21 protein-coding genes are annotated in these 23,909 nt (G+C 73.1%); 8 read left to right on the top strand and 13 right to left on the bottom strand.

The genetic code is table 11. The features are described from left to right. Positions 1-78: 78 nt before the first annotated feature. From IH45_RS0129525 to IH45_RS0129495, 7 genes are all read right to left on the bottom strand, one after another. The gene (locus IH45_RS0129525) at positions 79-1,572 is read right to left on the bottom strand and encodes an aldehyde dehydrogenase family protein (protein ID WP_032918664.1); all 1,494 of its coding nucleotides are present in this window, start codon (positions 1,570-1,572) and stop codon (positions 79-81) included. After that, positions 1,569-3,299: an N-acyl-D-amino-acid deacylase family protein gene (locus IH45_RS0129520; RefSeq protein WP_030675185.1), complete on the bottom strand. Its 1,731-nt coding sequence runs from the start codon at positions 3,297-3,299 to the stop codon at positions 1,569-1,571. Before IH45_RS0129520 ends, IH45_RS0129525 begins: the two co-directional genes overlap by 4 nt. Before the next feature lie 97 nt (positions 3,300-3,396). Next, a complete protein-coding gene (locus IH45_RS0129515; RefSeq protein WP_030675180.1) occupies positions 3,397-4,521 on the bottom strand; it encodes an LLM class flavin-dependent oxidoreductase in 1,125 nt (374 codons plus the stop codon). 134 nt (positions 4,522-4,655) lie between these two features. Next, positions 4,656-5,567, bottom strand: coding sequence for a TIGR03619 family F420-dependent LLM class oxidoreductase (locus IH45_RS0129510; protein WP_050515273.1), 912 nt, complete (start codon positions 5,565-5,567; stop codon positions 4,656-4,658). 181 nt (positions 5,568-5,748) lie between these two features. Next, complete coding sequence (locus IH45_RS0129505; RefSeq protein ID WP_030675174.1) at positions 5,749-6,132, bottom strand: thiol-disulfide oxidoreductase DCC family protein; 384 nt, start codon at positions 6,130-6,132, stop codon at positions 5,749-5,751. 52 nt (positions 6,133-6,184) lie between these two features. Continuing rightward, positions 6,185-6,991 (bottom strand): alpha/beta fold hydrolase, encoded by an 807-nt coding sequence (locus tag IH45_RS0129500; protein WP_030675171.1) that lies wholly within the window; start codon positions 6,989-6,991, stop codon positions 6,185-6,187. Positions 6,992-7,087: 96 nt separating this feature from the next. Next, complete coding sequence (locus tag IH45_RS0129495; RefSeq protein WP_030675168.1) at positions 7,088-8,311, bottom strand: amidohydrolase family protein; 1,224 nt, start codon at positions 8,309-8,311, stop codon at positions 7,088-7,090. Positions 8,312-8,664: 353 nt separating this feature from the next. Here IH45_RS0129495 and IH45_RS0129490 point away from each other — a divergent pair, with 353 nt between their 5' ends. The 3 genes from IH45_RS0129490 to IH45_RS0129480 all read left to right on the top strand — a co-directional run bounded on the left by IH45_RS0129490 (position 8,665) and on the right by IH45_RS0129480 (position 12,754). Next, positions 8,665-11,607 (top strand): AfsR/SARP family transcriptional regulator, encoded by a 2,943-nt coding sequence (locus IH45_RS0129490; RefSeq protein WP_030675166.1) that lies wholly within the window; start codon positions 8,665-8,667, stop codon positions 11,605-11,607. Positions 11,608-11,818: 211 nt separating this feature from the next. Further along, positions 11,819-12,190 carry a hypothetical protein gene (locus IH45_RS0129485; protein ID WP_030675162.1) on the top strand — a complete coding sequence of 124 codons (372 nt, stop codon included), beginning with the start codon at positions 11,819-11,821 and terminating at the stop codon, positions 12,188-12,190. A gap of 330 nt (positions 12,191-12,520) precedes the next feature. Beyond that, positions 12,521-12,754, top strand: a complete 234-nt coding sequence (locus IH45_RS0129480; protein ID WP_030675159.1) for a hypothetical protein — start codon at positions 12,521-12,523, stop codon at positions 12,752-12,754. 59 nt (positions 12,755-12,813) lie between these two features. Here IH45_RS0129480 and IH45_RS0129475 read toward each other — a convergent pair whose 3' ends face one another. After that, complete coding sequence (locus IH45_RS0129475; protein WP_030675156.1) at positions 12,814-13,245, bottom strand: pyridoxamine 5'-phosphate oxidase family protein; 432 nt, start codon at positions 13,243-13,245, stop codon at positions 12,814-12,816. Between the two features lie 142 nt (positions 13,246-13,387). Between IH45_RS0129475 and IH45_RS0129470 the strand changes: the two genes are divergently transcribed. Further along, positions 13,388-14,965 carry a class I adenylate-forming enzyme family protein gene (locus tag IH45_RS0129470; protein WP_030675153.1) on the top strand — a complete coding sequence of 526 codons (1,578 nt, stop codon included), beginning with the start codon at positions 13,388-13,390 and terminating at the stop codon, positions 14,963-14,965. A 431-nt stretch (positions 14,966-15,396) separates the two neighbouring features. Here IH45_RS0129470 and IH45_RS1000000148980 read toward each other — a convergent pair whose 3' ends face one another. Together IH45_RS1000000148980 and IH45_RS0129460 are read right to left on the bottom strand one after the other, a co-directional pair. After that, on the bottom strand, positions 15,397-16,068 hold the full coding sequence (locus IH45_RS1000000148980) for a hypothetical protein (protein WP_030675151.1): 672 nt from the start codon (positions 16,066-16,068) through the stop codon (positions 15,397-15,399). Between the two features lie 88 nt (positions 16,069-16,156). Continuing rightward, on the bottom strand, positions 16,157-17,839 hold the full coding sequence (locus IH45_RS0129460) for a FadD3 family acyl-CoA ligase (protein WP_234440723.1): 1,683 nt from the start codon (positions 17,837-17,839) through the stop codon (positions 16,157-16,159). 153 nt (positions 17,840-17,992) lie between these two features. Here IH45_RS0129460 and IH45_RS0129455 point away from each other — a divergent pair, with 153 nt between their 5' ends. From IH45_RS0129455 to IH45_RS0129445, 3 genes are read left to right on the top strand one after another with little or no spacing between them, the layout of a single operon-like run. Continuing rightward, positions 17,993-19,144, top strand: a complete 1,152-nt coding sequence (locus IH45_RS0129455) for a lipid-transfer protein (protein ID WP_030675145.1) — start codon at positions 17,993-17,995, stop codon at positions 19,142-19,144. 6 nt (positions 19,145-19,150) lie between these two features. Beyond that, positions 19,151-19,717, top strand: a complete 567-nt coding sequence (locus tag IH45_RS0129450) for a Zn-ribbon domain-containing OB-fold protein (protein ID WP_030675142.1) — start codon at positions 19,151-19,153, stop codon at positions 19,715-19,717. Further along, complete coding sequence (locus tag IH45_RS0129445; RefSeq protein WP_032918661.1) at positions 19,714-20,490, top strand: enoyl-CoA hydratase/isomerase family protein; 777 nt, start codon at positions 19,714-19,716, stop codon at positions 20,488-20,490. The genes IH45_RS0129450 and IH45_RS0129445 overlap by 4 nt, the downstream gene beginning before the upstream one ends. Before the next feature lie 57 nt (positions 20,491-20,547). On the opposite strand, the gene IH45_RS0129440 is transcribed toward IH45_RS0129445, so the two are convergent. Both IH45_RS0129440 and IH45_RS1000000148150 read right to left on the bottom strand, forming a co-directional pair. Next, positions 20,548-21,084 (bottom strand): hypothetical protein, encoded by a 537-nt coding sequence (locus IH45_RS0129440; protein ID WP_050515270.1) that lies wholly within the window; start codon positions 21,082-21,084, stop codon positions 20,548-20,550. Beyond that, entirely contained in the window at positions 21,084-21,674 is a 591-nt protein-coding gene (locus IH45_RS1000000148150; RefSeq protein WP_107058744.1) for a hypothetical protein, read from the bottom strand. The genes IH45_RS0129440 and IH45_RS1000000148150 overlap by 1 nt, the downstream gene beginning before the upstream one ends. A gap of 227 nt (positions 21,675-21,901) precedes the next feature. Here IH45_RS1000000148150 and IH45_RS1000000150230 point away from each other — a divergent pair, with 227 nt between their 5' ends. Next, the gene (locus IH45_RS1000000150230) at positions 21,902-22,699 is read left to right on the top strand and encodes an MFS transporter (protein WP_234440722.1); all 798 of its coding nucleotides are present in this window, start codon (positions 21,902-21,904) and stop codon (positions 22,697-22,699) included. Positions 22,700-22,712: 13 nt separating this feature from the next. Here IH45_RS1000000150230 and IH45_RS0129425 read toward each other — a convergent pair. After that, the coding region (locus tag IH45_RS0129425) for an outer membrane protein assembly factor BamB family protein (RefSeq protein WP_030675131.1) at positions 22,713-23,909 on the bottom strand (1,197 nt) is incomplete at its 5' end.

Genomic DNA, 23,909 nt, shown 5'->3' with positions numbered 1-23,909 from the left:
GAGTTCCGGACTGCGGGAACCGCAGCCCCACCCGTTTCGTCCCGTTTCAAAATTTTCCCGTACGGTTTCGCCGCGGCCTCACCCCGGCCACACCACCGCCTGCGTCTCGCTGTACGCGTGCAGTGCGTACGAGCCGACATCGCGCCCCACCCCGCTCCGCTTGAAGCCGCCGAACGGCGCCTCCATGTTGCGGCCGACCGTGTTGACGCCGACGCCGCCCGCGCGCAGCCGCCCCGCCACGCGGAACGCGCGCGCCACGTCGCCGGACCAGACGTAGTCCAGCAGTCCGTAGTCGGTGTCGTTGGCGAGGGCGACGGCCTCTTCCTCGTCGGAGAACGGGAGGACGACGATCACCGGGCCGAAGATCTCCTCGCGGACCACCCGCATGGTGGGGGCGCAGTCGGTGAAGAGGGCGGGGGCCACGTAGAAGCCGTGCGGCAGGGGCGGGCGGTCGCCGCCGGTGACCAGCCGGGCGCCTTCCTTGCGGCCCAGTTCGAGGTAGGACTCGACGCGGTCGCGGTGGGCTGCGGAGATCACCGGGCCGACCACCGTGTCCGGGGCGGCCGGGTCGCCGATCGTCAAGCGGGACGCATGGGACGCCAGGCGCTCCACCAGCCGGTCGTGGACGCCGCGCTGGGCGAGGACGCGCGTCGGCGCCGTACAGATCTGCCCGCTGTAGAAGGAGTACGTGGTGCCGATGCCGGCCACCGCCGCGTCCAGGTCGGCGTCGTCGAAGACCAGCGCGGCGCCCTTGCCGCCCAGCTCCATCAGCTGGCGTTTCATGCCGCGCCCGCACACCTCGGCGATGCGCTGCCCGACGGCCGTGGAGCCGGTGAAGCTGACCATGTCCACGTCCGGGGCGTCCACCGCGGCCTCGCCGACCGCCGGGTCCCTGCCGGTCACGAGGTTGACGACGCCTGGCGGTGCCCCGGCCTCGTGCAGGGCTTCCCGTAGCGCCTCCGCCAGGCGGTGGACGGAGAGCGGGTCCTGCGGGGCAGGCTTGATCACTACGGTGTTGCCCATGGCCAGGGCGGGCGCGATCTTGCCCGCCGGGTTGGCCCAGGGGTTGTTGTACGAGGTGATGCAGGTGACGACGCCGACCGGGCGGCGGACCGCGAGCGCCCCGAGGACGGCGGTCTTCCCGAACGGGCCCGCCTCGTTGATCTGCGGCGGCAGCGCCGTCTCGACGGGCTCCAGTGCGCCGCGCGCGTACCGCTTCAGGCGGGCGATGGCCACGCCGACCTGCATCGCGCGGGCCGTGCCGGTCGTCGCGCCGGTCTCCGCGCGCGCGAGCCGGGTATACGGGTCCAGGTTGCGCGCCAGGATCTCGGCTGCGCGGTCCAGCACCCGCGCCCGGGTCCCGGCCGCCGTGCGCGACCACGGTTCGAACGCCTCGCGCGCCGCGCGGGCCGCCGCGTACACCTGGTCGCGGCTCGCCTCCGCGGCTTGCCCGACGACTTCTTCGGTCGCCGGGTCGATCACCTCGTAGTGCCCGTGGTCGGGCGCGGACCACTCGCCGCCGATCAGCAGCCGCTCGGGGCGGGGCCGGGGCGCATCGGAGAACCCGCTCACCGGGTACGCACCGTCCCGGTGTCGCGCCCCGACCGCAGCACCGTGCCCGGCACCGCCCCGGTCACCTCGCCGTCCCGTACCGTCTCGACGCCGTTGATCCGTACGCTCACGATCCCGGCCGCCCGCGAGTCCAGCCGCGGGCTGTCCCCCGGCAGGTCGTGCACCAGCGTGGCCGGGCCCGCGTCGATCCGTTCCGGGTCGAAGAGCACCAGGTCGGCGTGGTGGCCGACGGCGATCGAGCCGCGGTCGCGCAGCCCGAACAGGCGGGCCGGGTCGCCGGTCAGCATCCGTACGGCCGTCTCCAGGTCCACCAGCTTCCGGCCGCGCAGGCAGTCGCCGAGGAAGCGGGTCGTGTACGGGGCGCCGCACATGCGGTCCAGGTGGGCGCCCGCGTCGGAGCCGCCCAGCAGGACGTCCTCGTGCTGCCAGGTGCGCTGCCGCAGCGCCCAGCTTTCCGGGTCGTTGTCGGTGGGCATCGGCCACAGGACGGTGCGCAGCTCGTCCGCGGCGCAGATCTCCACCAGGCAGTGGAAGGGCTCCTGGCCGCGTTCGGCGGCGATGTCGCCGACCACGCGGCCGGAGAGGCCTGCGTTGGCGGTGGAGTACGTGTCGCCGATGACGTACCGGGCGAAATCCGTCAGCCGCCGGAAGACGCCCGCCTCCTTGCTCGCCGCGCGCCGCAGCATCTCCTCCCGTACGGCCGGTTCGCGGAGCCGGTTGATGCGTTCCGGTACCGGCAGGGCGAGGATGTCGCCCCAGCCGGGGATGAGGTTGAGGGCGCAGAAGGTGCGCAGGGACATGTTCATGGGGGTGAGGATCGGCATGGTGAGGGCGACGATCCGGCCGCCTGCCTTACGGGCGCGCTCGCTCGCCACCAGCTGCCGGGGCACCCGGTCCGGTACGGCGCTGTCGATGGTCAGCACGTTCCAGTTCAGCGGGCGTCCGGCGGCGGCCGTCATCTCCACGAGCAGGTCGATCTCCTCGTCCGCGAACCGGTCGAGGCAGCCGGCGACGATCGCTTCGAGCTGGGTGCCCTCGTGGTCGGCGACCGCGCGGGACAGGGCGAGGAGTTCGGCGGGGCGGGCGTGGCGGGAGGCGACCGGTTCGCCGTCGCCGTCGGCGTGGGTGGAGGACTGGGTGGTGGACAGGCCCCAGGCGCCCGCGTCCATGGCCTCGTGGAAGAGCCGGAGCATGGCGTCCAACTGGGCATCCGTGGGCTGCCCGCCGATCGCGTCCGGGCCCATGACGTGGCGGCGCAGCGCGCAGTGGCCGACCATGAAGCCCGCGTTGACGGCGGTCCGGCCCTCCAGGGCGTCCAGGTACTCGCCGAACGTGGACCAGTTCCACGGCGCGCCCTGCTCCAGCGCCGCCAGCGACATGCCCTCGACGCGGCTCATCATGCGGCGCGTGTAGTCGGCGTCGCCGGGGCGGTCGGGGTTGAGCGGGGCGAGGGTGAAGCCGCAGTTGCCGCCCGCGACGGTGGTGACACCGTGGTGCATGGAGGGGGTCGCGTAAGGGTCCCAGAAGAGCTGGGCGTCGTAGTGGGTGTGCGGGTCCACGAAGCCGGGGGCGAGGACGAGGCCGTGGGCGTCCTCGGTCGTACGGGCGGGGTCGGTGATCCGGCCGATGGCGGCGATACGGCCGTCCTGGACGGCGAGGTCGGCCTGGTACGCGGGGGCGCCGGTGCCGTCGACGACGGTGGCGCCCTTGATCAGGTGGTCGAGCATCCGGGGTCCCTTTCGCTCGGAACGGCCTGGTCGGACGGCGGCCCGGTCGGACGGCGGCCTGGCCGGAGGACGGTGACCTGATCGGACGGCGGCCCGGTCAGGCGGCGGCCTGCCGGAAACGGGCCGTCCGGTGGACCGGGTCCGTGTCGATCTTCGGGATCACGTGCTCGCCGATGAGGCGGATGGTGGTCAGGGTGTCCTCGCGCGAGACACCGATCGGCAGGCCGAAGGAGAGCTGGTCGGCGCCGGCCTGCTCCCAGCGCTTGCACTGCCGGAAGACCTCGTCGGGGTCGCCGCAGATCATCAGCTCCTCGGCGATCAGCAGCTCGATGATCTCCTCGGTGTACTCGGGCAGCAGCTCGGGCCACTCGGGGATGCCCTCGGGGCGCGGGAACGTGTCGTGGTAGCGGAACAGCAGCGACTGGAGGTAGTTGAGCCCGCCGCCGACCGCGATCTCGACGGCCTTCTGGTGCGTCTCGGCGCAGATCGCGGTGGAGGTCACCATGACGTTGTCGTTGACGTACGCGCCGACCGGCTCGGCCTCCTTCACTGCCGTCTTGTACGACTCGACGACCCACTCCATGTCCGCGACCTTCTGCACGCTGAAGCCCAGCACGCCCAGGCCCTTCTTGCCGGCCATGGCGTACGAGGACGGCGAGCCCGCCGCGTACCACATGGGCGGGTGGGCGGGCCCGTACGGCTTGGGCAGCACCTTGCGGGGCGGCAGCTGCCAGTGCTTCCCCTGGAAGCCCTGGTACTCGTCCTGGAGCCACATCCTGGGGAACTCGCCGATGGTCTCTTCCCACAGCTCCTTGGTGTGGTTCATGTCGGTGACGCCCGGCATGAACCCCAGGATCTCGTGGCTGCCCGCGCCCCGTCCGGTGCCGAACTCGAAGCGGCCCCCGGAGAGGTGGTCGAGCATGGCCGCCTTCTCGGCGACCTTGACCGGGTGGTTGACCGGGGCGAGGGGGTTGAAGATGCCGGAGCCGAGGTGGATGCGGTCGGTGGCGTGGGCGAGGTAGCCGAGGTACACGTCGTTGGCCGACAGGTGCGAGTACTCCTCCAGGAAGTGGTGCTCGGAGGCCCACGCGTACTTGAACCCGGACCGGTCGGCCTGGATGACGTACTCGGTCTCCTCCAGCAGTGCGTGGTGCTCCGCCTCGGGGTCCACCTTCGCCCGCGCGGCAGGCACGTATCCCTGTACGAACAGCCCGAATTCCACGGAGGTTCACCGTCCCTCGTCCGCCCTGACGCGCCTAACTGACGGGTCGTCAGCTACGGGCCGACTGTGGCACCGGGCAGGCGGGGCGTCAATACCTGATGGAGCGTCAGCGACTGCGAACGATCGCCGCACTCTCAGCTGTCGAGGTGCGGTGCCACTTCCGCCGCGAACGCCGCCATCTGGTCGATGAGTTCGGCGCGGCTCCGGCTGCGGAACCGTACCTGGATCTGCTGTACGCCCATCGCCCCGTACTCCCGCAGCGAGTGCGCCAGCCGCTCGGGCGGCCCGGCGAGGGTGCGCCGGCCGACCTCCCACGCGGGCGTGCCCACGTACAGCGGCTCGGCGATGGCGCCGGCCTCGGCGGGCGTACGGATGCCGGCCTCCTCGCGCAGCCGCCGCAGCTTCGCCAGCTGCCCCGGCAGCTGGTCCCGGCGGTCGCCCTGCGGCAGCCAGCCGTCGCCCCGGACCGCCGCCCTGCGTACGGCGGCGGGCGACGAGCCGCCCACCCAGACCGGCGGGCGCGGCGCCTGCGCGGGGCGCGGGGACTGCCCCAGCCCCTCGAACGCCAGCCGCTCCCCCTTGTAGGAAGGAAATTCCTCGGGCCCGAGTGCCGCTTTCAGCGCGTCGATCGCCTCGTCCAGCAGGGCGCCGCGCCGCGTGAAGTCCACGCCGAGGGCGTCGAACTCCTCCCGTACGTGCCCGGCGCCGACACCGAGGATCAGCCGCCCGCCGGAGAGGTGGTCCAGCGTCGCGTACTGCTTCGCGCTGATCAGCGGGTGCTTGAGGCCGACCAGGGCGATGTGGCTGAGCAGCCGGACGCGGGTGGTGGCCGCCGCGAGGTACGCGAGGGTGGCGACCGGGTCGTACCAGACCGTGCTCATGGCCGCTGCGAGCCGGCGCGGGACGCCGATGTGCTCGCAGCAGGCGAGGTAGGCGAAGCCGTGGCGGTCGGCGGCGCGGGCGATCTCGACCAGGTCGGCGGGCCCGGCCCCGGCCTCCCAGGGCTCCGCGTACAGGGTGCTCTGCGACTGGACCGGGAGCTGCATGCCGTACGACAGCCGCCCTTCGGGCAGCACCCGTACGCCGGTGCCGTTGCTTTGCCTGCCGTGTTCCGTACCGCTGTCCACATCCACCCCCGCGCCCCCGGCTGACGGCCCGTCCTCGACGGCTGTGGGCCATCGTGTGGGCTGACGGGGCGTCAGGCAAGGGGCCGGGCGGCGCCGGGGGTCAGGGCCTGAGGTGGGAGGGCAGCGAGCAGGCGGCGGTGCCGCCGGGCATCCGGTGCCGGTTGTCGGCCACCAGCCGGTAGACGACGTGCGCGAGCTGCCGGAACGGGGGCAGGGTCAGCAGCGCCCCGGGCACGGCCCAGCCGCCCCGCGCGCTCATCAGCAGCTTGGCGACCGCCTGCGCCCCGCCGTACACCGTCCCGGCCGGGGTGATCCACAGGACCTCGTGCTCGGCCCGCTCCTGGGTGACGCCGAGCGCGTCGAGGTCGGCGAACTGCCAGGGGGTGACGGTGCAGCGGGGGCGGATACGGCGCTCGGCGAACCGCACGGAGGTGGTGCAGAAGCCGCAGTCCCCGTCGTAGACGAGTACGGGTCGGTTGCTCATGGCCCCATCATGCCGGGGCGGCGGAGGCGGGCCGGAGGCGCCCCGGCCGGGCCTACTGGTCAGGTGCGCCGAGGCGCTCCCCCTCGTCCGCCGCCGCCCGCAGCAGCAGGTCGGCCAGCTCGCCGGGGCAGGACAGCATCGGCCAGTGGCCGGTGTCGAGGTCGAAGAAGCCGTACCGGGGGGCGGCGAGCGCCGCGAAGCGCGGGTCGCCGGACGCCACGAGGGCGCGGAGGGCCGCGGTGCTGGTGACGTTCTTCGTGCAGAAGATGCCCGTGGCGGGCAGCGCGGCCGTGGCGCCGGTCAGCCGGATGGGCTGGGTGAGGGTGGGCAGGGGCTGGGGCGCGGCGAAGCGGGCCAGCCGGTCGCGGCCCTCCTCGGAGATGCCGTCCAGGCTGCCCCAGATGTCGGTCTCCTCGAAGGCCGGAGGCGGCAGGCGCCAGCCGTCGCCGTGTTCCTGGGCGCGCCGGTGCAGGCGTTCCCGTACGGCCGGGTCGGGCAGCGCGTCCAGGACGGACGCGCCGTCGGTGGGCAGGCCCGCGTCCACGTATACGAGGCGGGCCAGGCGGCCGGGGTCGCGGTCGGCGGCGCCGAGCGCCGGGTAGGCGCCGTAGCAGTGGGCGACGAGCACCGTCTCCCCCGCCTCGCTCTCCTCACCGGCGCCGACGTGGTCCAGGACCTGCGCCACGTCCTCGATGTGGGTGTTCAGGTCGGTGCCGGGGCCCGAGAGGTGGCGGCGGTCCCCCATGCCGGTCAGCGTCACCGGTTCCGCCCGGTGCCCCACCGCCCGCAGGTGATCCGCCACCTCACGCCAGATCCATCCTCCGGTGTAGCCGCCCGACACCAGCACGAACGTCGTCATCCACGCCACCTCCAGGCCCCCGCCGGCCGCGGACGGCGCCCCCGCGGGCGCGGTCCGCGCGGGCGGCCCGGTCCCGGCCGCCCGTCCCATGGTGACTCAGGACGCGTGCGCCCACAGCCCTTCCGGCGTCAGCCCCAGCAGCTCGATGGCGTTGCCGCGGACGATCCGCTCGACCACATCCGGCGCCAGGTGGCCCATCTGGGCCTCGCCGACCTCCCGCGACCGCGGCCAGGTGGAGTCCGAGTGCGGATAGTCGGTCTCGTACAGGACGTTGCCGACGCCGATCGCGTCCAGGTTGCGCAGGCCGAAGGCGTCGTCGAAGAAGCAGCCGTACACATGCCCGGCGAAGAGCTCGGACGGCGGGCGCAGCACCTTGTCGGCGACGCCGCCCCAGCCGCGGTTCTCCTCCCAGACCACATCCGCGCGCTCCAGGATGTACGGGATCCACCCGATCTGCCCCTCCGCGTACATGACCTTCAGGCCGGGGAAGCGGTCGAAGGCGCCGCTCATCAGCCAGTCGACCATGGAGAAGCAGCAGTTGGCGAAGGTGATCGTGGAGCCGACGGCGGGCGGCGCGTCGGCGGAGGTGGACGGCATCCGGCTGGAGGAGCCGATGTGCATGGCGATGACCGTCCCGGTCTCGTCGCAGGCCCGCAGGAAGGGGTCCCAGTGCCCGGTGTGCATGCTGGGCAGTCCCAGATGTGGCGGAATCTCGCTGAAACAGACCGCCCGTACGCCCCGTTCCGCGTTCCGGCGCACCTCCTCGGCGGCCAGCTCCGGGTCCCACAACGGGATGAGCGTGAGCGGTATGAGGCGTCCGCGCGCGGCCGGGCCGCACCACTCCTCGACCATCCAGTCGTTGTACGCGCGCACGCCCAGCAGCCCCAGCTCGCGGTCCTTGGCCTCCGTGAAGGTTTGCCCGCAAAAGCGCGGGAACGTGGGGAAACACAGGGCGGACTGCACGTGGTTGGCGTCCATGTCGGCCAGCCGCTCCGGCACGCTGAAGGAGCCGGGGCGCATCTGCTCGTAGGTGATGCCTTCGAGTCTGATCTCGTCCCGGGCGTACCCGACGGCGGTGTCGAGGCGGGTCAGCGGGCGGTGCAGGTCCTCGTAGACCCACCAGTCGGCGAGCGGCCCGGGGTCCCCCGGGCGGCCCATTTTCGGCGCGAATCTTCCGCCGGCGAAGGTCATCTCCGCCACCGGAGCGCGGACGATTCGGGGGCCGATGTCGTGATATTTCGAGGGGAGGCGGTCCCGCCAGACATCGGGGGGCTCCACCGTGTGGTCGTCCACCGAGATTATCTTCGGAAAACTCTCCATGTTTTTACCGTAGCGCCGAACTGACGGGCCGTCAGTAATGCTGTGACGGGAGGGATTGGATGCACAGGACACAGGTCGGCGCCGGGCGCGTACGCCGGGCGGCCGTACGGGCGGCTGAGCAGCGACGCTCCCCGGCACGCCCGTGCGCGGACCGCGCACGGGCAGCTGCACGCGCATCCGCACGGGAATGCGCACCCGCTCACAGCCCGCCGTCCCACCCGCCGCACAGCCGAACACCAGCCCGAACACCGGGCGTGGAGAGACCGTGCTGAGACTGGACCCCTACTGACGTAAGGGGCTACGACAAGGCAGACTGGCCGATGCGAACGAAGTGCACAGGGCAGGGGGACACCATGGACGACGGTCCGGGGCAGAGCCAGGAGCGGCTCCGCTTCACCGTGCTCGGTCCCGTACGGGCCTGGCGCGGCGCGACCCCACTGGCGGCCGGCTCCCCGCAGCAGCGCGCGCTGCTGGCCGCCCTTCTGCTGCGGGGCGGCCGCACCGCCACCGCATCCGAACTCGTCGACGCCCTGTGGGGCGACGAACCGCCGCACGCCGCCCTCGCGGCGCTGCGCACGTACGCCTCACGCATCCGCAAGGCGCTGGGCGCCGACGCGGACACCCTGGTCAGCGAGTCCGGCGGCTATGCCATCCGCCCGGTGGACCACCAGCCGCTGGACCTGGACATGGACCACGCCGAGCAGTATGCGGGCGACGCCGAGAAGGCCCGGGCGGCCGGCGACCGCTGCCGGGCCCGCGACCTCCTGGACTCCGCGCTCGCACTGTGGGACGGCGAGCCGCTGGCCAACCTCGCCGGGCCGTACGCGGAGAACCAGCGCACCCGCCTGGTGGAGTGGCGCCTGTCCCTCATGGAGACGCGCCTGGAACTGGATCTGGAACTGGGCTGCCACGCCGAGGCCGTCTCGGAGCTGACCGCGCTGACCGCCTCGCACCCCCTGCGCGAGCGGCTGCGAGAACTCCTCATGCTGGCGCTGTACCGCAGTGGCCGCCAGGCCGAGGCACTCGCCGTATACGCCGACACCCGCCGTCTGCTCGCCGATGAGCTGGGGGTGGACCCCTGCGCGTCGCTGTCCGACCTCCAGCAGCGCATCCTGCGCGCGGACACGGAGCTGGACGCGCCCACCATGCCGCCCGAGGCGCGCGACCCGGCCGAGCCGGTCTTCGTGCGGCCACAGCAACTTCCGGCCACCGTCGCCGACTTCACCGGACGCGCCGCCTTCGTCACGGAGCTGAGCGAGCAGCTGGCCACCGCCGAGGGCAGCGTGATGGCCGTCTCGGCGCTCACCGGCATCGGCGGCGTCGGCAAGACCACCCTCGCCGTCCACGTCGCGCACGCCGCCCACGCGCACTTCCCGGACGGCCAGCTGTACGTGGACCTCCAGGGCGCCGGGCACTCCCCGTCCGACCCGGAAGCGGTACTGGGCGCCTTCCTGCGCGCGCTCGGGACACCGGACGCCTCCATCCCGAACGGCGTCGAGGAGCGGGCCGCCCTCTACCGCTCGGCCCTCGCCGGGCGCCGCGTGCTCGCCCTCCTGGACAACGCCCGCGACGCCGCCCAGGTCCGCCCGCTGCTGCCCGGTACGGACGGCTGCGCCGCGCTGATCACCAGCCGGGTCCGGATGATAGACCTGGCCGGCGCCCACCTGGTCGACCTGGACGTGATGAGCCCCGACGAAGCGTTCACCCTCTTCACGCTCATCGTGGGCGAGGAACGGGTGAACGCCGAGCGCGAGGCGTCCATGGACGTGGTCGGCGCCTGCGGGTTCCTGCCGCTGGCCATCCGTATCGCCGCGTCCCGGCTGGCCGCCCGGCGCACCTGGACCGTCTCCGTACTGGCCCGCAAGCTCGCCGACGAGCGCCGCAGGCTGGACGAGCTGCGCGCCGGCGACCTCGCCGTGAACTCCAGCTTCGAGCTGGGCTACAAGCAGCTGGAGCCCCGCCAGGCGCGCGCCTTCCGGCTGCTCGGGCTGGCCGACGGGCCCGACATCTCGCTCGCCGCCGCGGCCGCCCTGCTCGACATGGACACCGACGCCGCCGAGGAACTCCTCGAATCGCTCGTGGACACCTCCCTCCTGGAGTCCGCGGCCCCCGGCCGCTACCGCTTCCACGACCTGGTGCGGCTGTACGCCCGCTCGTGCGCCGAGCGCGACGAGCAGCCTCCTGAGGAGCGCGAGGCGGCGCTGTCCCGGCTGCTGGACTTCTACCTGGCCACCGCCGCCCACATGTACGCGCTGGAGCGCCCCGGCGACCGGCTGGCCGACCACACCGAGACGCCGCACTACCCCGGCCTGGTCTTCGGCGACCGTCACGAGGCGCTGAGCTGGCTGTTCAGCGAGACCCGGTGCCTGATCGCCTGCGCGCTGCAGAACACCGGCGAGAAGGCGCTGCGGCGCGCCGTCGACCTGCTGCTGCTGACCCGGGACATGGCCGAGTCCGGCGCCAACAACCGGCAGTACGAGCAGGCCAGCCTCACCCTGCTGGCCGCCGCGCGCCGGGCGGGCGACCAGTACGCCGAGGGCCGCGCCCACTGGGCACTGTCCCCGATCTACACCCAGTCGGGACGGCTCAACGAGGCCGACGAGCACGCGAAGCTGGCGACCCTGCTGGGGCTGGCGGCCGGTGACTCCTTCGCCGCCTCCAACGGCCCCAACGACCGCGGCATCATCGCCAGCATCCTGCACCGCTACGAGGAGGCGGAGGGCTATCTGAACCAGGCCCTGCTCGCCTTCCGCGAGAACAACAACAAGCAGTCCGAGGCCAGCGCGCTGAACAATCTCTCGCGCCTGCACCTGGACACCGGACGCGTCGAGAGCGCCATCCGGCTCGCCGAGCAGGGCACCGCCTGCTACCGGGAGGCCGGCGCCTCCCGCCGGCTCGCCAACGGCATGTACGCGCTCGGTATGGCCCTGACCCGCGCCAACAGACTGGACGAGGCCACCGCGCAGCTGACCGAGGCGCTGGCCATCTTCCGCGACAGCCGGCAGCGGTTCTGGGAGGGCATGACCTATCTGCGGCTCGCCGAGGTGGATCTCGCGGCCCGCCGCCCGGCCAGCGCGGCCAACTACGCCGAACAGGCGCTCTCCGCGCTGCGGGGAATCGGCGGGGTCCGCTGGCGCGCCCACGCGCTGACGACGCTGGGCCACGCCCTGAACCAGATCGGCCACACCGGCCGGGCGAAGGTCTGCTGGCAGGAGGTCATGTCCATCCACGAGCAGATGGGCCTGCCCATGGACGGTGAGGTACACAATCTCATCGCCCCTGTCGCGGTGGCATAAAACCGGCCCGGACCTCGGGCTTCGGGCGTTTATCGATCGTTCATCGCGAGGGGCCACTCTCTAATTACCGATCCGCCGCCTCGGGGGGCAAGCGGCTCGGTGACCAGGCCCCACCGCAAGGTGTCCGGCCCTGGTCCACCCGTCCGGCGACCCACGGGGGAGTTGCCGGGCGGGTGGACCGGATTGCGCCCACACAACGGAGTTGATCACCGTGAGCACTCAGAATCAGGCTCGAAAGGACGACGACAAGGACATCGTCAAGCCGCTGGACAGCAACCGTCCTATCCAGCCCATGGACAGTAACCGTCCCATCCAGCCGATGGACAGCAATCGCCCCATCCAGCCGATGGACAGTAACCGTCCCATCCAGCCCATGGACAGCAACCGGCCGATCCAGCCGATGGACAGCAACCGGCCGATTCAGCCCATGGACAGCAACCGTCCCATCGCGCCTCAGGACAGCAACCGTCCGATCATCGACGGCCAGCTGATCACCGAGGACGGCACCCGGCCCGCGCCGGGCAAGGACGGCAACGTGGTCGTGATGGGTGACAGCAACCGCCCCATCGCCGACCCGACGTAAGGAACGGCCCGTAGGGCGGGCCACGGGGGAAGAACCGGCCCGCCCTATGGGACAACACAGACCCACTGCGGGTCGGGCAGTCCGGGGGATCGGGGGATCCAGGGGGGACTGCCGGGCCCGGGGATCGGGGGATCCGGGGGGATCCGGGGGATCGCGGGGGCCGGTTTCGATGGCATCGAGGGGGGAGCCATCGAAGCCGGTCCCCGCGGCATACCCGTAGACGTATGAATTCCCCTTATTTTTATGGCTATTTCCAGTCGGGGGGATCGATCACACGCCTCACCTGCCACTAGCGTCACTCACAAGCGATTCCCCCATGAAGGAGTTGGAATGAGCCGTATCAAGCGCACCGCCGTCACGCTCGCCTTCACCGCCGCCGTCGCGGGCGCGGCCGCGGTTCCGGCCGGTGCCGCCGCCCTGGACAACAACCGCCCGATAGCGGCCGACCGCTCCATCGCCCCGGACAACAACCGGCCGACCCACGGCCAGAATTCCGTGCTCCCGGACAACAACCGGCCTACGAACGGCGACCGCGCCATGCCCATCGACAACAACCGCCCGTAAGTACGCCCACGCAGGGGGCCGGACGTGAGGCCCGGCCCCCTTCGGCACCGTACGGCCGGTTACTCCACCGGCCCCATGTCCGACGACAGCCAGCGCCGGGGCCGCATCCGGATGGTCACGCCGGGGCCGAACGTCGGCTGCACCTCCTTGAGGTACGCCTGCGCCGCCTCCGGCGGGAGGTAGCGCTCGACCATCGCGCGCGTCTCCTCATCGGTCGTCGGCTCGGTCGAGACGACCTCGCCCTCCACCGACACATAGCGGACCGTCGGCGTGACCCGGTCCACCATCAGCGAGAACCGTCCCGCCGCCGCGATCAGCCGCGCCTTGCGCGAGTCCCGCTCGGTGGTGATCCACAGATCGCCGCCCGGCTCGTACGCGTACCAGATGGGCACGGTCAGCGGGGCGCGGTCCGGCTCGCCGGAGTCCACCGACAGCGCTCCGATGTGCGGCTCGGCCAGGAACTCCGCGCGTTCTTCCGTGGTCAGCGGCATGACGTCTCCTCGCTTGTACGTGGGGATGCGGACGCCCGTACCCAACGTCTCCCGCTCCCCCCTTGTTCCGCGCCGCCAAGCTTGCTGACGGAACGTCACCTACTCTGCTAGCGTCGCGCCCCCGCACCCTAGGAGGCGCGTCGTGTTCGAAGCCGATCGTGTGCGTTCGCTCTGGGAGCTGATGGAATACCGGGCCGGGATGTCCCGGCGGGCGCCGATGTTCTTCGACGAGAGCACCCGGGGCTCCGGCCGGGCCCTGGCCTTCGGCCGGGTGCGCGACCGGGCCCTGCGGCTGGCGGCCGGGTTCCGGGGGCTGGGGATCGGCGCCGGGACGCGGGTGCTGTGGCAGCTGCCCACCTGGCCCCTGACGGTCGCGGTGTCGCTCGCGCTGGCCCGGCTCGGCGCCGTACAGATACCGGTGCTGCATCTGCACCGGGAGCGTGAAGTCGGCTTCGCACTGCGGGAGTCGGCGGCGGAGTACGCGATCGTGCCGGGCGAGTGGCGCGGCCACGACTACGCGGGCACGGTGCGCAAAGCGGCGGACGGCGGCGTGCGGGTGCTCTCCGTCGCGGACGGGCTGCCGGAGGCGGCGCCCGAGGGTGTACTCCCGGAGTTCGTCCAGCCGGACCGCGCCACACCGACGTGGATCTACTACACCTCGGGCACGACGGCCGAGCCCAAGGGTGTCGAGCACACCGACGCCTCGCTCATCGCGGGCGGCATCGGACTGGCCACCGCGCTGGGCATGACGGACGCGGACATCGGCTCGATGGCGTTCCCGTACGCGCACATCGCGGGCCCGGACTACGTGATCGCGATGCTGCTCAGCGGCTTTCCCGCGGTGGTGCTGGACACCTTCGACCCCGCGGCGGCGACCGAGGCGTACCGGCGGCACGGGGTGACGATGGCCGGCGGCAGCACCGCCTTCTACCAGGCGTTCCTCGACGAGGCGCGGCGTCGCGGCGGGTCCGGCGGGCCGGGCCCGGCGGACCGGCTGATCCCCTCCCTGCGGCTGCTCTCCGGGGGCGGGGCGCCGCTGCCGCCCGACCTGTACCACGCGGCGGTACGCGAGCTGGGGTGTGCGGTGGTGCACGGGTACGGGATGACGGAGTGCCCGATGATCGCCATGGGGACGCCGTACGACACCGGTGAACAGCTCGCCCACACCGTGGGCAAGCCGGTGACCGGCGCCGAGGTACGGATCGTCCGCGCGGGCGGGACGGGGGCGGCGACCGGCGAGTCGGGCGAGGTCACGGTACGCGGCCCGATGGTCTGCCGCGGCTACACCGACCCGGCGCTGACGGCCGCGGCCTTCGACGCGGACGGCTGGTTCCGTACCGGCGACCTGGGTCTGCTGCGCGCGGACGGACACCTCGTCCTGACCGGACGGCTGAAGGACATCATCATCCGCAAGGGCGAGAACATCTCCGCGCTGGAGGTCGAGGAGCTGGTCCGTGCCCACCCGGCGGTGGCCGAAGCCGCCGTGATCGGGCTGCCCGACCGCGAACGCGGCGAGCGGGTCTGCGCGGTGGTGACCCTCGCCGGAACGGCCGGCGGACCGCTGACGCTCCCGGCGCTGACCGCGCACCTGCGCGACTCCGGCCTGATGCCCCAGAAGCTGCCGGAGCAGCTGGAAGTCCTGCCCGAGCTTCCGCGGGGCGGGCCGCTGAACAAGGTGCTCAAGGCGGTACTGCGGGAGCGGTACGGGGGCGGGGTCTGACCGGCGCGCCTGACCGGCGGGGCTTGCCGCGGCCCGGTGGTCGGGCGAGCGGCCCGGTGGTCAGGCGGGCGGGTCGGTGGTCAGGCGAGCGGTCCCGGTTGCGGGCAGGGTTCGGGGGCCGCGTCCGGGTCCGACGGCCGGGGGATCGGGTCGGGGCCCATCGGGTCGCTGGGGCCTGGAGGCGGCGGATAGGGCGGGCCCGGTTCGGGTCCCGGCCTGGGGTCCGGACCGGGCGGGTCCGGCGGCTCGGGCACGGGGCCGCCGGGCTCGGGCCCGTCGGGATACGGACTGGTCATGCCACCCACACCTCCCACGACAGGGTGCTTGCCAGGCAATCACGCGGGGCCGGGAGGACACGAGGCGGGCGGGGCCATTCAGGTGGGCCCGAGGCCGCCTGCCGCCCCATCGTCCTGCCGCCCGGCCCCCGGCGCTCACGGGTGGTAGCGCTCCACGACCTGCGTCGCGATGCCCTTCCTGACCGTGACGCGGACCTTGACCGTGTTCCTCTTGGCCGCCTTTTCGAGCTGTTCCTCGGTGCAGGAGGTGGTGCCGTAGCTGCCCTTGTCGATGGTGACCGTACCGTCGGGGCCGCCGCAGATGGTCGTCGCGCCGAGGATCCGGGTGTCGGTCGCGGTGAAGAACGCCTGCTCCATGCCGGACTCGGGGGCCACGGTGTACTTGCCCGGGGCGAGGTACTTCAGCGTGCCGTTCACGGTGACGTTGCCGCCCTTGTGGCCGGTGCCCGTACCTGTACCCGTGCCCTTACCGCTGCCGGAGCCGGTGGACCCGGCGGCCCCGGTGCCGCCTCCGGCGGAGCCCGAGCCGCCGGTCGAGCCGGTTCCGCCGGACGAGCCAGAGCCGCCGGTCGCACCAGAGCCGCCGGACGAGCCCGAGCCGCCGGACGTACCGGACGTGTCGTTCCCCGCCGTGCCGTTCCCGGCCGTGCCGTTCCCGGGCGCTTCGCTCGCGGCGCTCTTGCCCGGCTTCGGGTCGTCGCCGCCCGGGGCGTTGCACGCGGTCAGTGAGAACGCCGCGATGGCGACGACCGAGGCGGCGGCGATACGGCGGCCACGGCGGAAGGCGGCGGCGGAGAAGCTGGTCATGCGGGTCCCCCAAGGGCGTGCGGCGGTGTTCGTTGGTACGTACACAAAGGTGCCGGGCACCGCTAACACCGCGCTAACACGCCGGTAATCACCCGCGGGCGCCGCCCCGCAGCTCCCCCTTGACGACCTTGCCGCTCGCGTTGCGCGGCAGCGCCGGGACGAACGCGACCTCCCTGGGCACCTTGTAGTTGGCCATCTCCCGCCGGGCCCACGCGATCAGCTCGTCCGCCGTCAGCGCGGACCGCGGGCGGCGGACCGCGTACGCCTTGCCGACCTCGCCCAGCCGCGCGTCGGGGACGCCGACGACGGCGACCTCGGCCACGTCCGGGTGGCGGGCCAGCAGGTGCTCTATCTCGGCGGGGTAGGCGTTGAAGCCGCCGACGATGAACATGTCCTTGAGGCGGTCGGTGATGCGCAGGTTGCCGTCGCCGTCCAGGACGCCGATGTCCCCCGTGCGCAGCCAGCCGTCCTCGGTGAGCACCTCCGCGGTGGCCCGCGGGTCCTCGAAGTAGCCGGACATCACCTGGTAGCCGCGGACCAGCACCTCCCCCGCGGTACCGGCCGGCACCGCCCGGCCGCCGGTGTCCACGACCCGTATCTCCGTGCCGGGTACGGCCCGTCCGGAGGTGGCCGCGACGACCTCGGGCGGGTCGCCGCGGCGGCACATCGTGACGATGCCGGAGCTTTCCGAGAGGCCGTAGGCGGTCAGTACGGTCGCGACGCCCAGCTCGGCGCGGAGCCGTTCGACCAGGGCGAGCGGCACCACGGCCGCGCCGGTGACGACCAGGCGCAGCGAGCCGAGGTCGTACCGCTCGCGCCCGGGGTGGTCCAGGAGCTGCTGGTGGAGGGCGGGCGGGCCGGGGAGGACCGTGACGCGTTCGGCGGCGATGTTGGCCAGCGCCGTGGCGGCGCCGAACACCGGCTGCGGGATCATCGTCGCCCCGCGCAGCAGGCAGGCGAGGATGCCGGCCTTGTAGCCGAAGGTGTGGAAGAACGGGTTGACGATCAGGTAGCGGTCGCCGGGCGCCAGTCCGGCGAGGGCGCTCCAGACGCCGTACGCGCGCAGGGTCTGCGCGTGTGTGATCACCGCGCCTTTGGGGAGCCCGGTGGTGCCCGAGGTGAAGACGATGTCCGAGGGGTCGTCGGGGCGTATCGCGTCGGCCCGGTCCCGTACGGCTTCCGTGGTCACCGCCTCACCGGCCGCGAGGAAGTCCTGCCACGGGTGGAAGCCGGCCGGGGCGTCGCCGGAGAGGACGACGGCCCGTTCGAGGTGCGGCAGGCCGGGGAGCGGGCCGCGGCCGGTGCCCTCGCCGGTCGCGCGGCGCAGCGAGGCGACGTACGACGTGCCGAGGAAGGTGCCGGTGACGAACAGCAGCCGGGCGCGGGTGCGCCGCAGGACGTAGGCCGCTTCGGCGCCCTTGAAGCGGGTGTTGACCGGGACCAGGACGGCGCCCGCGGTGACGGCGCCGAGCGCGGCGGTGATCCAGTCGGCGGTGTTGGGCGCCCAGACGGCCACCCGGTCGCCGGGCTCGACCCCGGCGGCGAGGCACGCCGCCGCGGCCCGCTCGACCCGCTCCCCCAGCTCCGCGTACGACAGGCGGGTGCGCCCCTCGGCGACCGCCTCGGCCGGGCCGTACCGCTCGGCGGCGGCCCGGACCAGGCGCGGGACGGTGCCGTACTCCAGGTCGGCGCGGGGGTCGGCGGTATCGGTCCCGGGCCGGCCGGCCCGCGGGTCAAAGGCGTCGGGCTGGGGCGGGTCGGCACGCCGCATCGCACAACCTCCCGCGGAAGCGCTGGCTGGACCGAGGAGCTGACTACCCGTCAGGTTAGCGGTAGCCTCCTCGGCTGTCAGCACGGATGTCCGCGCCGGCCGCACGGGGGGCCGTGCGGCCGGCCGACCACGGAGGTGACGATGGGGGCGACGATGGGGGCGGGCCTGAAGGACGCGGCGGTGATAGCCGGGATCGGGCAGACGGCGTTCGCCAAGCGGCTGCCCGAGTCGGAGCGCGCGCTGGCCTGCCGGGCGATCGTGGCCGCCCTGGACGACGCCGGGATCGCCCCGTCCGAGGTGGACGCCTTCGCCTCCTACACCATGGAGGAGACCGACGAGGTCGAGGTCGCCAAGGCCATCGGCGCGGGTGACGTCACGTTCTTCGCCAAGGCCGGTTACGGCGGCGGGGGTTCGTGCGCGACCGTGGCGCACCTGGCGGCGGCCATCGCCACCGGACAGGCGAGCGTCGGGGTCGCCTGGCGCTCGCGCAAGCGCGGTTCCGGGCCCCGCCCGTGGCGGAACACCGCTGTCCAACTGCCCACTCCCGCCCAATGGACCCGTCCCTTCGGTCTGCTGCGCCCCGCCGACGAGATCGGCATCCTCGCCCGGCGCTACATGCACGAATACGGCGCCACCCGCGACCACTTCTTCAACGTCGCCCTCGCCTGCCGCAACCGCGCCAACCAGAACCCCGACGCGGTCATGTACGAGCGACCGCTGACCCGCGAGATGTACATGACCGCCCGCTGGATCAGCGAGCCGCTGTGCCTCTTCGACAACTGCCTGGAGACCGACGGCGCGCTGGCGTGCGTGGTCGTCGCCGCCGAACGCGCCCGCGACCTGCGCCAACGCCCCGTGTATGTGCACTCCGCGGCGCAGGGCCTGCCCGCCCAGCACCACGGCATGGTCAACTACTGGACCGACGACCCGCTCACCGGACCGGCCTGGACCGCCGCCCGGCAGCTGTGGAAACAGGCCGACTTCGGCCCCGAGGACGTCGATGTCGCGCAGATCTACGACGCGTTCACCCCGCTGATCCCGCTCTCCCTGGAGGGCTACGGCTTCTGCGGGCGCGGCGAGGGCGCGGCCTTCACCGAGGGCGGCGCCCTGGAGACCGGCGGCCGGCTGCCCCTGAACACCGCGGGCGGCGGACTCAGCGAGGCGTACGTCCACGGCTTCAACCTCATCACCGAAGGTGTCCGGCAACTGCGCGGCACCGCCACCGCCCAGGTCCCGGACGCCGCCACCTGCCTGGTCACGGCCGGGGAAGGGGTACCCACATCGGCCCTGCTGCTGAGGAGTTGAGTGTCCATGTCCACCAGCATGACGGGGCCCACTGACAACGCCCCCGAACCGCGCCCGTCCCCCCGAACGTGCCCATCCCCCGAACCGCACTCGTCCCCCCGAACGCGCCCGTTCCCCGAGCCTCCCCCACCCGACGCCGACGCCCTTCTCCTCCCCGTCCCCGACGACGACGGCGCCCCCTTCTGGCAGTACGCCGCCCGCGGTGAACTCCGTGTCCAGGGCTGCGCCGCCTGCGGCGAACTCCGCTTCCCGCCCCGCCCCTGCTGCCCGCACTGCCAATCGTTCGACGACCGCTGGCAGCGGATGTCCGGCCGTGGCCGCATCTGGTCGTACGTCCTGCCGCACCCGCCGCTGCTGCCCGCCTACGCCGCGCAGGCCCCGTACAACGTCATCGTGGTGGAGCTGGCCGACGCCCCGCGCATCCGCCTGGTGGGCAATCTGGTCGCGGCCCCGGACGCGCCGCTGGACTCCGTCGATCCGGCGCGTATCCGCATCGGCGCCCCGGTCAAGGTCGTGTTCCACGAGCAGGCGCCGGGCGTGACCGTGCCGCGCTGGCTGCTGGAGCGGCCGTGACGCCGCCTTGCGTACGCGTGGAGACGGGCGCGGACGGCGTCGCGCTGGTCACGCTCGACCGGCCGCAGCGTCACAACGCCATCGACCTGGAGACGGCCGACCGGCTCGCGTCCGTATGGCGCGGGTTCCGCTCCGACGACGACGTGCGCGCCATCGTGCTGACCGGAGCCGGAGGCAGAGCCTTCTGCACCGGTATCGACCGCGCCGCACAGGTCCCGCAGCCGTCCTCCCCGTACTCGCTCGACGACCCCCTGCTCGCCATCGGGCCGAAGGCGAACGACCTGTGGAAGCCGGTCGTCGCGGCCGTCGAGGGGATGGCCTGCGGCGGGGCGTTCTACCTGCTGGGTGAGTGCGAGTTCCTGGTCGCCTCGGAGGAGGCCACGTTCTTCGATCCGCACACGTCGTACGGGATGGTCAGCGCGTACGAGTCGGTGTTCATGGCGCAGCGCATGCCGTACGGCGAGGCCGCGCGGCTGGCCCTGATGGGCACGGCGGAACGGCTCGGCGCCCGCCGCGCCTACGAGACGGGCCTGGTCTCGGAACTGACGCCGCCGGGCGGCGCGGTGGCCGCGGCCCGGCGCGCCGCCGCGGTGCTCGCCGCGCAGCCGACCGGGGCGGTGCAGGGCACCGTACGGGCGCTGTGGGCGTCGCGGGAGGCCGTACGGGCGCAGGCGCTGGCGCACGCCCCACAGCTGATCGCGCTGGGCAGCCTGCCGCCGGAACGGCAGGCCGGCCTCTTCACGTCCCGCTCCCGGGACTTCCGCGTCCGTTGACCCGGCCGCGGCTCACAGCCCCGAAGGCCGCGGCCCACAGCTCCGGCCGGCCGCGGCTCACAGCTCCGACTTGCGGGCCCTGCGGATCTCGCAGGTGTACCACATCTGCTGTGTCGAGGTGTTGGTGTAGTAGTACGTGGCCGTGTACGTCTCGGTCTGCCCCGGCCGGACGATGATGCTGCGCTGGTGCAGCCCGAGCGCCGTGCCGTCGGCGGGCCGGTCCCTCATCCAGTTGACCGCCATCTCGTACTTGAAGGTCTTGGTCAGCGACGGGTTGGTCACCGAGACCGAGTATTCGAGGCGGCGGGCCGACGTGTCGTAGCGGCAGTTGTTGCCGCGCGCGTCCGAGCGGCCGTCCGGGTCGTAGGTCTCCTCCGGCGTGGGCGACGGGGATTCCGAGTACGACGGCGTGTACGAGGCGTACGGCGACGGCGAGGAGCCGTAACCGCTGGGCATCGGCGGCGGTGGCAGCTTGGGGCGGCTGCCGGGCAGCAGCGCCCCGCAGCCGGCCACCCCGAGCCCGGTGGCGGCCACCAGCCCGGCCGCCACGGCGGCCCGGCCGATGCGCCGCCCCTGGAATGCGCGGGCCGTCATCAGGAGAGCGGGGTGCGCTGGACGTCGGTGACCGAGCAGCGGTACGTACCGCTGACGGCGGCGTCGCGCGGCACGTACTGGGTCACGTCGAGCGAGTCGGTGCGGCCCGGCATCACGTACGGGATGCTCGGGTGGCGGGTGCCGAGGTCCTTGCCGCCCGGCGCGGTGAACTTCACCGTCAGCAGGTAGGTGTACTTGGTGGTGGACGAGCTGTTGGTGGCGCTGACCGTGGTCTTCAGGCTGCCGGAGCCGTTGTACTGGCAGCCGTTGATCTTGATGTCGCCCATGGCGCTGCGGCTGCTGCCGCCGCCGCTGGTGTAGCCGGAGGTGCTGCCGCTCGTGGAGCTGCCGCTGGTGGAGCTGCCGCTGGTGCTCGTACCGCCGTCGTAGCCGCCGCTGGTGCTGCCGCTGCTGGTGCTGCTGCCGGTGCTCGCCTCGTAACCGCCGCTGGTGCTGCCGCTCGTGCTGCTGCCGCCGCTGGAGCTGCTGTGGCTGCTGCCGCAGCCGCCGCCGTGCGAGTGCCGGGCACCGGTCAGCGCGACCACCACCACTCCGGCCGCTGCGACCATGCGGACATGACGGAACTTCATGCTGTTGTGCCCCCGTTGACCCCGTTGAAGTACCGCGCCGCACGCGCGGCGCACCCTCGTCCTTATGTGTTCTTGACGAGTGCACGGCAGACTAGCAACCTCCTTGCATTACCCAAAATCTCTTCCTGACCTGGTAAAACGCGCACCTCTGGCGCGCGCGAGCAGTCGGGCGTAGCGTCGTTTACAGAGGGAAACGGGACGAATCAGCGACCGGAGAGGCGACGCCTGTGGTGCGCAACGTACTCGGATCCGTGCTGGCCCTCATCGGAGCGGCGGCCGCCGTCTGGAGCCCCTTCCGTGCCTGGTACGACGGCCGTCACGGACGTGAGATCCGTATCGAGGACCTGTTCCAGGGCATCAGCGGCGAGAAGGCCGAGCTGTTCGGCTCCATCCTGCTGCCGATGCTCTTCGCTGCCGTGGTGACCCTGTTCGGCATCCTGCTGCGCTCCCGCGCGCTCGTCTTCGTGGCGGGCGCGGTGGTGCTCGGCTTCACGATCCTGTGGATGGTCCGCCAGGGGCAGGCCGCGGGCAGCCTGACGGTCGGCGAGAACGAGAACCAGGGCCTGGGCATCGGTGTCGCGAGCGCCCTCGGCGGCGGCGCGGTGCTGTGGCTGGCGGCACTGGTGATGAGCGGGCGCCGGGGTGTGCGCGCCCGGCGCCGTGAGGCCGGGTTCGACGACCGCTACGGCGGGCCGCAGTCGTACCCGGCCGCCGGACCCGAGTGGGAGCCGGGCCCCATCCGGGCGGGTGACACCCCGCCGCAGGGTGTGCCCGCGTACGGTGCGCCGCCGCCCTCGACGCCCCATCACCAGCCGCCCGTACGGTGGCCGGGCGCGGGCCATCCGCCGCCGGAAGCCGGTCAGCAGGCCGCGGACGAGCAGCCCACCCGGGCGGTCCGGATGCCGCCCGCCTCGGACGATCCGGGACAACCGCCGCCCCGGCCCCACGAGGCACAGCCCGACGCCGGGACGCGGCCCGACGACGAGACGCGGCCCATCAAGCCCGTCAAGCGGGACGACATCTGAGAGCGGCGGACCGTCAGGACCGCCGCGCCAGCCCCGTCCCCTTGGCCGCGTCCAGCGCGTACACGCAGCGGTCCTTGCTGCACGCGTAGACCACGCCCCCGGCGGCCACCGGTGTGCCGGTGATCTCGCCGCCGGTGGCGAGCTTCCAGCGCAGCTGGCCGCCCATCGCGTCGAGGGTGTACAGGCAGTGGTCGGCGGAGCCGAAGTGCACCCGGCCGTCCGCCACGACGGGCGCGCCGATCACCTCGCCGCCCGCCTGGAAGCGCCAGCGCGGCGTGCCCGTGACGGCGTCGAGCGTGTAGAGCGCCTTGCCGCTGCCGAGGTGCACGGCGCCGTCCGCGACCAGTACCGGTTCGGTGGACTGCCGCGCCTCGGTGGCGATGCGCCAGCGGTCCCGGCCGTCGGCCGCGTCCAGGGCGTAGACCGTGCCGAGGTAGTCGGCCAGGTAGATGCCGCCGCCGGTGACCGCGGGCCCCGGCGCGTACGCGGGCGGGCTGAGGAAGGCGGCGGGCGCCTCGAAGTGCCAGCGCACCTCGCCGCGCGCGATGTCGATGGCCAGGACGCGGGTGCCGGCGGTGACGTACACCGCGCCGTCCGGGGCGGGCAGCAGCCGTACGGGGACACCGCCGCAGGAGACCGCGTCACCCACCGGGTACGACCAGCGCTCGGCGCCGGTACGGGCCTCCAGGGCCTTCAGCCGCCCGTCGGCCCAGACGAAGACCGTTCCCTCGTGCACGACCGGGCCCAGGTCGGCGGTCTCGAAGTCGGTCTGTACGCCGCCGGTCTCCCACAGCCGCTCGCCGGTGGCCGCTTCCCACGCCTGCACGCCGCCGCCGCGGGTGCCGGTGACGACGGTGCCCCGGTCGGCCTTGAGCGCGTAGATCCAGCCTTCGCTGCCCAGCCGCCAGCGCTCGGTGCCGTCGGCCGCGTCGAGCGCGTACAGGCTGGGGCCGTCCGAGGCGTGGATACGGCCGTCCGCGACGGACATGGTCCAGGCGACGTCGCGGGTCTTGAACTGCCGCCGCCCGCTGGCCACGTCGAGGGCGTGCACCTCGAACGACGTCACGTACAGCAGGTCGCCCGCGACCGTGGGGGTGCCCCACACGTCGTTGGACATGCGGAAACGCCACGGCCGCCAGCGGGCCGGGGCCGCGCCGCCGGACGCCGCGGGGGCCTGTCCGGGGGCGTGCGCCGCCGCGCCGCCCTGCTG

The organism is Streptomyces rimosus subsp. rimosus, assembly GCF_000720725.1.
GTDB classification, from domain to species: domain Bacteria; phylum Actinomycetota; class Actinomycetes; order Streptomycetales; family Streptomycetaceae; genus Streptomyces; species Streptomyces rimosus_A.
Note: the sequence above shows the minus strand (reverse complement) of the source record. Positions and strands in the feature narration are given on the sequence as shown.